Raw genomic sequence first — 2,596 nt, 5'->3', positions numbered from 1 at the left:
GTATCAAAATACGGCCTTGACGAGACGCTGGTTTACGACCGCAGAAACTCGACTCTCGTCGCCGCCGATGAGCTATGGAAACTGAGCAAATAGACAAAATGGATTTTGAAAAGAAACTGGGCGGTTACCGATTTGCGGGCGGTAAATTTATAAATTTAAACAAAACCGACATCAACGATGTGCCGCGCCTGCTACACTCTATCATCTTTATCGGCAAAAAATTAGTTCATATTTTCGCCGCGCGGGGCAAGATTTACACGAGCCTTGATCTAAAAAATGGAAGATAAAGCAACTAAAGAGTGGCGTTTTGATCGCACAATTTTGACATTTGACGATGGGTTTCGCGCCTATATCGTTTCGTATTTTTGAAAAAAACGACGACTAAGCTACGCGGGAGTGCGTTTTAAACTGCGTGAAATGGCCTCTAGATTTTCACGAAAATCCGATAAAAGATATCGTTCATAGCGATAAATCCGCAGCTTAGCGCGATGGGGCTTTATCTGGACGCTGATTTCGTCTGGCAGAGTTTAGTGGAGTTTTTATCCGCCCAAAAGGACGCCCAAGCTCCCGTAGGCATGGTCCCAAACGAGATAAAAATCGCCGGCAAGGGCTTTGACGTAAAACGCTCGTTTCGTCCGAAGATGAAGTAGCGTAACTAAATTTTTCTTGCTGGATAAGCGCCTATTTGGATTAAATTTTGCGATAAAATTTTGAAACTAAACTTCGGTGCGACCAGCTAAACGCAAACGACTAGCAATAGACCTGGCGGGTAAATTTAGTCAAATTTTATATAAATTTTACGCGGCAAAAACGCAAGTCATCGGCATTAACGCGATGAAATTTCCTCAAATTTAACGCAATCAAAAAACTCGCCAAAGCTAAATTTGAGCACTAGTTAAAAACGCCAAACTTCGCGCCAAATACCACGCCGCCGCCAAATTTAAACCTCCTCAAGCCCCATCAAAAGCCTAATAGCAAGGTTTGCCTCGTGATTTGCGCAGATAGCCACGCGCGCAGCCATGAGCCCCTGCCCTACGCCAGCAGCGTTTTGCAGGTCGCCGCACAGATAGACGTTTCGCGCAAATTTGACCGTTTTTATGAGATTTGAGCTAAAGTGCCCCGCCATGCCCGACGCGCCGACGATCTTTTTGTCCCGTAGGCTAGCTCCGGCTTCGTTTACCATCATCGCCTTGCCCGCGACGTTGTCAAAGGCCTCGCAGATGACGCCGCACGGCGCGAAAATATCGGCAACGTTAGCCGCATCTAGCGTCACGTCGTGCGTCACGACCTCGACAAATGGATTTACCTCGGCGATGAGCTCTTTTAGCGCGTCCGTCTTTTTCATGCCGATGTGGCGGACGAAGTACTGCTGGCGGTTTAGGTTGCTAGGCTCCACGACGTCAAAGTCGGCCAGCACGAGCTTGGCGACGCCTGTGCGAGCTAGGCTTAGCGCGATATTTGAGCCAAGACCGCCCAGCCCGGCCACGCCCACGCAGCCGCTAGCTAGCGCCGCGTTTAGCTCGGGGCTGTTTCTGGAGGCGATCATGGCCTTTAGCACTTCGCGTCCGGGCATCACGCCGCGCCTGATAAATACGACGTTTGAGCCCTCTTTTAGCTCCAAATTTTCCTTCGTCGCAAAGCCGTCTAGGATAAAGATATCAGGCTCGCTCGCGTTAAATTTGGCTAGAAATTTATACATCTCGCCGTTTTTATCGCCCAGAGCCTCGTTTTTTAGCTCATCCATCGTGTTTGCCGCGACCTTAAATTTCGCTCCGTTTAGCGTTATCTCTTTCATTTTTCTCCTTTAAATTTACAAAATCATAGCGAAAAATTATAAAATGTTTCGCTAAAGAGGCATCGTAAACTGCGATATTCAGGAAAATTCGACGGCCTTAGAGCTTGCTTGACGCACAAAAGCTTCAAATTTTGCCAAAACCTCACCTGACACGGATTTGTAAATGCGAGCTAAATTTTATAAAATGTTGGAATTGGTAAAAAGCTTCATGAATTTTTAGATAAAAACGACAATACACTTACCAATTTCTCAATAATCAAATTCTTGCAAATTTGGTTTAGGTTGTTAATCTTTTAAAACCTTAAAAACTATCTTTTCATTATCTGCCAACATAATCTCGATTAGTAAATTTTTAAACCTTATCTGCTTTTGTTTTATGTTATATGTTAGATTTTGAAAAAAAGCAGGTCTAGCCAAATCGTCCGGCGTATATTCTCTGTATACCATAGTTAGATTATCAGCTGTACATCCTGTATAAATCAATTCGTACCTCATTCCATCTTTAATTTTGGTCTCTTTTCTATAAACATTTTTTTGAAATTTTATCTCTTTTGGTTCATATGAAATATTTTTATCTATTATATACACTGGATCAGTTGCATTGAGTGACCTGGAAAATTTTAATAAACCAGCTACATTGTTTTTGTCATCCAATAGTAGCTGATAGTAACTCTTTAAGGCATAATTATTTACGACTAAATATTTTTTATTATTTATAGAATAGCTGCCTTGCACAAGAAATGTATCGTCCTGAACAAAAGAAGCATTTATTGGATCTAATATATTAAAATTTTGAGTCGG

Annotated in this window: 4 protein-coding genes; 2 read left to right on the top strand and 2 right to left on the bottom strand. The window is 42.9% G+C overall.

From position 1 onward, the window contains the following. Positions 1 to 74: 74 nt before the first annotated feature. Both Q0338_RS01220 and Q0338_RS01215 read left to right on the top strand, forming a co-directional pair. Positions 75 to 287, top strand: coding sequence for a hypothetical protein (locus Q0338_RS01220; RefSeq protein ID WP_298085175.1), 213 nt, complete (start codon positions 75 to 77; stop codon positions 285 to 287). A gap of 201 nt (positions 288 to 488) precedes the next feature. Further along, a complete protein-coding gene (locus tag Q0338_RS01215; protein ID WP_298085174.1) occupies positions 489 to 650 on the top strand; it encodes a hypothetical protein in 162 nt (53 codons plus the stop codon). A 290-nt stretch (positions 651 to 940) separates the two neighbouring features. Here the strand turns inward: Q0338_RS01215 and thiF are convergent, their stop codons facing one another. After that, the gene (thiF, locus tag Q0338_RS01210) at positions 941 to 1,795 is read right to left on the bottom strand and encodes a sulfur carrier protein ThiS adenylyltransferase ThiF (protein ID WP_298085173.1); all 855 of its coding nucleotides are present in this window, start codon (positions 1,793 to 1,795) and stop codon (positions 941 to 943) included. Between the two features lie 285 nt (positions 1,796 to 2,080). Then, on the bottom strand, positions 2,081 to 2,596 hold a 516-nt coding region (locus Q0338_RS01205), incomplete at its 5' end, for a hypothetical protein (protein WP_298085172.1).

It is taken from the genome of uncultured Campylobacter sp. (assembly GCF_938018145.1).
Classification (GTDB): domain Bacteria; phylum Campylobacterota; class Campylobacteria; order Campylobacterales; family Campylobacteraceae; genus Campylobacter_A.
The sequence above is the reverse complement of the archived record's forward strand: the minus strand, read 5'-3'. Positions and strand labels throughout refer to the sequence as shown.

Bases quoted from the DNA above. Each gene is read 5' to 3' on its own strand.
- Q0338_RS01220 (WP_298085175.1), top strand. From the start codon at position 75: ATGGAAACTGAGCAAATAGACAAAATGGATTTTGAAAAGAAACTGGGC.
- thiF (WP_298085173.1), bottom strand. From the start codon at position 1,795: ATGAAAGAGATAACGCTAAACGGAGCGAAATTTAAGGTCGCGGCAAAC.
- Q0338_RS01215 (WP_298085174.1), top strand. From the start codon at position 489: ATGGGGCTTTATCTGGACGCTGATTTCGTCTGGCAGAGTTTAGTGGAG.